Here is a 7,061-nt window from a genome sequence, read left to right as displayed (position 1 = left end):
GAAAGGCGTCAGTGCCCAGAACCGCCCAGCGCGGTACCGGGAAGCCGGCGGCGGTGAGGGTGTGGAGATTGTGGGCCTTGCCGCCCGCGAGGGTGCGCAGCTGATCGCCGGGGGCTTGATCGGTGATGAGAAATGGCATTCTGCGTGTGGTGCGCATCGCTTCTTCCCTGGTTTGTCGCGGGTTCGTGGTTCTCGCCGCTAAGACTGGCCTCGGTGGAAACTCCCTGATACACATCGAGTTTCGTCGGACGGCCAGGCGGTGGGCCAGAGGGCACACACCACACCTGCTGGTGATGTACACACCCCGGGTATGCACACCAGTACCCAACGTGGCGCCTACCGGCCGGCGCGCCCGAGCCTCGCGCGACAGCGGTGTGGTGACGCGCCAGGGTCGGGCGGACTCTGCCGTCATCACCCTGAGTCGTGTTCGGATGCGAACCGATGGTCTTGACGAACCGCACCGGGGCGAGCGCAGCGTCGCGATCGAGGTCGGCGAGTCGACTGGCGACGTGTTCCAGCTCCTCCGGCGGTACCTGCGCTATGCAGGGTCACACACGAGTCGGGCAGGGCCACCCCGCATTATCGAGAAGAGCTCCTCACGAGATTTCGCGCCGAGGCGCTGGTAGGCGCGATAGACATGTCCCTCGACGGTGCGAACCGACGTGACAAGGCGCTCCGCGATCTCCTTGTTGGATAAGCCGGCGGCAGCGAGCTCGATGATCTCGCGTTGGCGGTAGGTCAATGGTTGGTCCACTGGGTTTCTCAGGGCGGGCGTGCACAGCCCACCACACTCGTTGGCCAACCGTGCGGCCAACGCTGCGGCGCAGAGACTGCGCTTACGGAGCTGGCGCCGGCTGAACGCGATGCTCGCCTGAGCCGCGACGTCGGCGCCCGTGGCGACATCGCCCAGCGCCCGGTAGTCGGCCGATGCCGCGAGCAGGCCCTCCCCACTGCCATTGCGCAGCGATTCGGTGTGGCGTGCAACGGCATTCGCAAGGGGAAGGTTCAACAACTCGGCCAGTTCGCGCGCCCGCTCGGCACCTGAGGTGTCACCCCATTGAGCCGCTACCTGGAGGCAGGCCAATTCGTGCGTCGGCTGGTTAGACTCCCGCGCATCCTCGCCGGCCGCCTGAACAACCGCGATCGCCTCGGCCAGGCGGCCGCCAGCGGCGAGCGCCCAGCCACTCGCCATCGCCAGAGGGATCTGCATGAAGAGGTATTCGGCGGGCACAGACCGCCGAACCGCGGTGATCGCGTCGTTGGCGGGCTCGGCGTCCCCCAATTTGGCGTGCGCCTCGGCCAACGCGAAACAGATGGCCGCCCGCAGACCTGTTGTGACGTTGTGCTTTTCCATCCCGGCAAGGGCCTCGTGCAGAAGTTTGACCGCCGTCGGCACTTCTCCGCGCGCGAGTTCGGCATGGCCAAGCAAGAATGCCAGGTACGCAGCGGCAACACCGGGAACGTCAGGGGCCGAGTCGGCCAGTTGCTTGGCCGATCGCACACATTCGTCGATACGGCCGGTAAAGCGGCACGCCTGTGCATAGACAGCCGCGTACCAGAACCTCAGGGGCGACGCTCCAAACGAGGTCATCGCGCGGTCAATGGACTCCGCAGCAAGGTTGGTGACGTCGTCAATTTTGCCCAGCGCGCCCAGCGCCATGGTCAGCGCGCCGGACGCCAGCATCACGTGAAAATCCGGCACCGTCGACGAACTCAACGCCGCCCGGGCTTTTTCCACGGCAGCCTCCCAGCGGGCCGCCACGGCGTCCGCGCAGGCTTCGACCGCGACGCGCTCGGCTCGCTCCGCCGCGGCTTCCGGCGCTGAGGCCAAGCCGTCGAGAATGGCCGACGCTTCCGCGGGTCGGCCGAGATTCCAGATAAGGTTCGCGGCTCGCACGGTCGCCCACTGATGCCCGTCGGGCCCATCCATCCCGATCCGACGCAGGATCGCGTCGGCCCGGTCGCCGTCACCTCGGCCCGCCAGGCTCATTGCCCGCAGGCCTGTGGCCTCGCCCGCGCCCGCGTCGACAGCGGCGGCGGCGAACCGGTCAGACAAGTCCAGGTCGAGCAATGTCATGCCGCACCGGGCCGCCTCCATGAATAGCTCGCGGTCGGGGGCCAAATCCGATTCGAGGGTGAGCAATGCCCGCCGCACCGTTGCCTGCATGTCGTCGTCATCCTCTTTGGCCAACCGCTGGGCCAGCTTGCCGCGGATCCGCGACTGATACAGCTCACCGGCCGTCGCGCGCCGAAGTTCACCAAAGAGCGGGTGCGCAAGGCGCGCCATGAGCCTAGAGCCGCAGCGTTCCACGGTAACGAGATTCATCTGTTCGGCAACCTCGAGGTCGTGGCGGTGTACCAAGTCGCAGAGCTTGTCCACCCCAAGCGGCTCGTACTGCGACAATGTGTCGACGACCAACGCAACATCCGGGGCAAGCCCGCTCAGTCGCCGTCCAACCATGCCGCTGATGGTGTCCGACACCGCGACACGCTCGTCCCACATCCACACCCCGGCCACCTGCCGCATCCGGCCGGCCGCCACCTGATCCTTCAGCAGCTGCCGCATGAACAACACATTCCCGCCGGTCAGCTTCCAAAACCGCTTGGCGCTAAGGCTATCCACCGCACCCCCAAGCGTGGACTCAATGATGAGACGGTTATCTGCGGCCGAAAGTGGTTGCAGATCAACGCGAGTCAGCAGATGGTCTTTCCACAGCGCGGTTATCGCATCGGGCTCATCGCCACCGGCGCGTACGGTGACGAGGAGCCGAATCCCGGGCATTTGAGCCAGTTGGTGCACCACGTGAGCCGATGATTCATCGAGCAGGTGCGCGTCGTCGACGCCGATCAGCACCCGTCCCTGCCGCTGTTGCGCGACAAAGGAACTAATAGCGCGTCGAACGTCGGGTAACGAATCGATTATCGGTTGGGCCACCGATGCCGCGAAAGCGCCCAGGGGAAGTTGGCGGGCCGACTCGGTGCCGACAATCCAGCTCGTGCGCTCGCCGGAGGCTTCGGCGCCGGCGAAGACCTCACGCGCGAGCCGGGTCTTGCCGACCCCCGCTGCACCGACGATCACCGCGCCGCGGTGATTACCAGCTCCGCCGAGCGCGCGCCGGATGGCGCCGAGTTCGCCATCCCGTCCGGTCAGCGGGTCGCCGGTGGCCACGGCTCTGCTGCAGATGTGAGGGCGGGTTCGATCTGCCTGACGGGGTCGTCCATATCTGTGCCGTGCAGCCGATCCATTGCGGCGAAGGCGATCTCAGCTGACGGGTTGTCTCCGGCGAAGGTGCATCTGTGGTGCCGACCGAAATCATCGACTGCCAGCTGCGCCAGACGACGCCCGTCGCGTTCGGCGGCGCAGCACTCAAATTCAAGACCGAAGGTCCGCATCTGGCGCGCCACCGCCGGGCGTGTGAAATACAAATAATCGCGGTAAGCACCGCCCGACGCCGGGACTTCCGCGATCGTCTGGTCACGAACCATCAAATCAGCCCTTCGTCGCTTCGAATGTGGTACGCATCGCTTCTCCCCTGGTTTGTCGCGGGTTGGTGGTTCTGGTCGCTAACGCCAGCCTCGGTGGAAACTCGCTGATATACATCGAGTTTCGCCGGACGGCCAGGCGGTGGGCCAGAGAGCACACACCACACCTGCCGGTGATGCACACACCCCCGGCGTGCTCACCAGCGCCCAACGGTGTCGTGACGCGCGAGGGTCGGGCGGACTCTGCCGTCATCACCCTGGGTCGTGTTCGGATCTTGCCGATTGCCATTCCAGCGCGACCGCCGGTTGTATAGCCATTCCCGTCGGCCAAGAACCGGTGAAAGTCGCCGAAGGAGAGGATCCACACGACGATGCAACCTGGCCTGCACACAGCTCTAGGCCGTCACGCTGGCACTGGCCCCGGTACGGTCGCGGGACGGCTAGGTGCCGTGGCGGCTAGTCGCGGTGCCAGTTCCCTCCGGGCTCGTTTCAGCAGAGCGTCGAGTCTGTCGTTAACGACGTCGGGACGATCGAGCATCAACATGTGTCCCGCACCGGGGACATCGACGAACTCCGCTGCGGACACCGCAGCGGCAATAGCCGCCGAATGGTGCCGCGGCGTCACCCAATCCACAGTTCCGCACATGATGAGTGTCGGCGTGCGGCTGAGGGTTCGGTAGGCTGCTGTGCCGTCGAAGCGAGAGATCGAGTGGAGGAAACCCGCCAGGATTGGCAGCTGCGGCGCGCTGATGAGGGCGGCCAGGGTGGGCACCTTCTTTGCGACGGGTCGCAATATTGGTTCCGTGACGCGGACTGCGGTGTTGCAGAGCGCTTCGACGGAGGCCGGGATGTGGGCGGCCAGAGCACACGCACCGCCGGCGAGCCGAGTAGCCAGCAATCTGCCGAGCCCGTGCCGGGGGATGTCGGCGGCCGCAGTGGCGATGAGCCCGACTCCCGTGATTCGGTCCGTGTTACGGGATTGGTGATGCTGCAGGTACTGCAAGATGGTCATGGCACCCATCGAATGGCCGACGAGCACGATATGGCCGCTGGGTGTCGTCGCGTCGATGACGGCGTCGAGGTCACGGGCGAGTTGGCCGATTGTGTTGCTGGGGGCGCAGCCACGACCGGAGCGGCCGTGTCCGCGTTGGTCGTAGACAATTACGCGGATGCCAGGGTGACGCGATGTCAGATGACGTGTCTGGCACCGCCAACTGCCCCAGTCGCCCAGGAGTCCGTGCAGGAGAATCACCGTCAGATCCGCGACTTCGGGACCAACTTGTCTTGTCGCCAGGGCAAGCCCGTCGGCCGTGGTGACGGAAAACAGTTGTGCTGCTAATGGATTCATCGGAGCAGCCAGCGGTTAATCGTTGAAATGCCGCCGGTGGTCCCAGCGCTCAAGCCACGACTGCAGGTCGTGCACGCCGACCGCAAACAACGCCAATGACATCAATATGACGACGCTCTGGAAGATACTCACAGTCGGTCCATTTCGCGGGCCATGCGGGACATCTCGAGGTAACTGATGCGCTGCGGGTGTTGTCGACGCGCGGGGGGCCGGCGCAATGCGGCGCCGACAACTCGGATCGCGTCGATCAACCGGCGGGAGATCGACGCGGGCCGCGATGAGGCCGCCGCGGTGCTGAACACGACCTCCTGCGGGGTGATGAAAACGGGCGCATGAGACATCTCGCCCTTCACCAAGGTTGGTTCAGCAGCTTGCACGACATCGGGCTTCGCCGCGGATGTCATTGGTGATTGCGACATTTCGCCTCCTCGCCTTGTTGGCTTGCCAGACTGGCTGGACATGCTCGGATAGGTATCGAGTGTCATCGGATGGCTGGCGGTGGGCCAGAGAGCACACACCACACCTGGCGGTGATGTGCACCCCCGGGTGTGTGCACCATCATCGAGCGGGGTGCGTACCCGGGGGCGTGCCCCAGCGTCGCGCGAGAAGACTCATCCCCAGTGCGCGACAGTCAACACGCCCGGACGAGGCAGACCTTGGTAACGAACGAGGACGTGAATGCTGGGGCGGGCGCCCAAGCCGGCTACCCGTATTGATCGCCCATCACAGTCATGGTTAAGGCATGGGGAAACACGCCAACTACCTCGACGGGATGGCGAGTTGGCGATTAGCTGCGACCCTCGCACTGGGCCGCAACACTTGGCCGCCGACCTTGAAGGATGAAGACACCGCCAGGGAGCTTGGCATGAATGCCGAATGGCGACTCGTTTATATGCTGCCCGCAGCTTTATATGTTTATATGCTGCCCACAAGCAGTCACGCCACGAAACCTGGCTAACATGCAATTGACGATTGCTTTCGTAACCGTCGACCGCCGGGGTCCGGGCGGGTACCGCGTCACCCGATCAGGTAGCCCGCTACTCTAGCGGACCGGGGCAGATGCGCGGATAGTTTCAAAGGTCAACAACCAACTGCATCGACTAGCGATCGTGATTGAGTGATCGTGAACGACCGGGAAGGACGGCATTACGGTGAGCGGTCGCATTTCGGTCCTCATTGCCGAGGATTCCCTGCTGGTGCGAGATAGCGTCTACCGGGCATTGTCGACCGACGCCGATGTGACTGTCGTTGGCGTTGCCGAGGATTATGACTCCACGGTCGAACTTGTCGAAAAGCATCAACCGACGATGCTGCTCACCGACGTGCGGATGCCACCGACGTCGACCGATGAGGGCATTCGGTTGGCCCGGTGGATGCGGACGGCGCATCCGGATACCGGGGTGATCGTGTTGTCGCAATACGCGGATCCGAGCTACGCGGCCGGGTTGCTGGACGGCGGTACGGCGGCCCGCGGGTATCTATTGAAGGAACGTGTTTCACATTTCGACCAGCTCAGCGAGGCGGTGCACCAAGTCGCGGCCGGTGGGACGGTGCTCGATCCGCTGGTGGTGGAGGCGCTGCTCGCTCAGCCGAGCTCCGCAGCGACGCTCAGCCGATTGACCCCCAGGGAACGCGAAGTGCTCGCCGAGTTGGCAACCGGGCTCAGCAATCGCACGGTGGCGCAACGGCTTTTTCTGTCTCAGCGGGCGGTGGAAAAGCATATAAATTCGATTTTCGCCAAACTCGGCTTGACCGTCGACGACGCGGTTGATCGGCGGGTCAAGGCTGTGCTGATGTTCCTCGACGACGTCTCGGCTTAAAGGGGGTGCCCACACCCCCTAAGCAGTGTGGTGTGTACACCATGGTGTGCGGCACACGGCCACGGCATACTGCGCAAGTGAGGGACGAACGGGTGGCAGTCTGGGTCGTCGACGACCAGGCCAGTTTCCGGCTCGCTACTGCCGCCACCGTGGCTGCCACGAAGGATTTCGTCATGGCCGGCGAATGCGAGACCGGTGAATCAGCGATCGAACTCCTTCGGGACGGTGATGCCGGGATCGTGTTGATGGATATTCACATGCCAGGAATGGGTGGCATCGAAGCCACGCGGCGAATCCGCGCCGCACATCCAGATTTGCTGGTCCTGCTGATGTCAACCTACGACGTCGAGGACCTTCCCGCGGGGGCCGCCGATTGCGGCGCCGCGGCCTACCTGCACAAAGAACACCTG

At 64.5% G+C, this 7,061-nt stretch carries 6 protein-coding genes; 3 read left to right on the top strand and 3 right to left on the bottom strand.

The annotated features are described in order from the left end of the window. Window positions 1-538: 538 nt before the first annotated feature. On the bottom strand, window positions 539-3,169 hold the full coding sequence (locus tag ACLP4W_RS17135; protein ID WP_442387913.1) for a LuxR C-terminal-related transcriptional regulator: 2,631 nt from the start codon (window positions 3,167-3,169) through the stop codon (window positions 539-541). Window positions 3,170-3,300: 131 nt separating this feature from the next. Here ACLP4W_RS17135 and ACLP4W_RS17130 point away from each other — a divergent pair, with 131 nt between their 5' ends. Next, window positions 3,301-3,594: a hypothetical protein gene (locus tag ACLP4W_RS17130; protein WP_442387911.1), complete on the top strand. Its 294-nt coding sequence runs from the start codon at window positions 3,301-3,303 to the stop codon at window positions 3,592-3,594. Between the two features lie 292 nt (window positions 3,595-3,886). Here the strand turns inward: ACLP4W_RS17130 and ACLP4W_RS17125 are convergent, their stop codons facing one another. Next, complete coding sequence (locus tag ACLP4W_RS17125) at window positions 3,887-4,831, bottom strand: alpha/beta fold hydrolase (protein WP_442387909.1); 945 nt, start codon at window positions 4,829-4,831, stop codon at window positions 3,887-3,889. Between the two features lie 128 nt (window positions 4,832-4,959). Continuing rightward, window positions 4,960-5,250 (bottom strand): hypothetical protein, encoded by a 291-nt coding sequence (locus tag ACLP4W_RS17120; RefSeq protein WP_442387907.1) that lies wholly within the window; start codon window positions 5,248-5,250, stop codon window positions 4,960-4,962. A gap of 732 nt (window positions 5,251-5,982) precedes the next feature. On the opposite strand from ACLP4W_RS17120, the gene ACLP4W_RS17115 reads away from it, so the two are divergent. Together ACLP4W_RS17115 and ACLP4W_RS17110 are read left to right on the top strand one after the other, a co-directional pair. Beyond that, entirely contained in the window at window positions 5,983-6,651 is a 669-nt protein-coding gene (locus tag ACLP4W_RS17115) for a response regulator (protein ID WP_442387905.1), read from the top strand. A 77-nt stretch (window positions 6,652-6,728) separates the two neighbouring features. Then, a partial coding sequence (locus tag ACLP4W_RS17110) for a response regulator (RefSeq protein ID WP_442387903.1) occupies window positions 6,729-7,061 on the top strand: 333 nt, incomplete at its 3' end.

It is taken from the genome of Mycobacterium sp., assembly GCF_052145595.1.
Taxonomy (GTDB): Bacteria; Actinomycetota; Actinomycetes; order Mycobacteriales; family Mycobacteriaceae; genus Mycobacterium.
The sequence above is the reverse complement of the archived record's forward strand: the minus strand, read 5'-3'. Positions and strand labels throughout refer to the sequence as shown.

Coding starts and splice junctions, on each gene's coding strand:
- ACLP4W_RS17125 (WP_442387909.1), bottom strand. CDS start 4,831: ATGAATCCATTAGCAGCACAACTGTTTTCCGTCACCACGGCCGACGGG.
- ACLP4W_RS17120 (WP_442387907.1), bottom strand. CDS start 5,250: ATGTCGCAATCACCAATGACATCCGCGGCGAAGCCCGATGTCGTGCAA.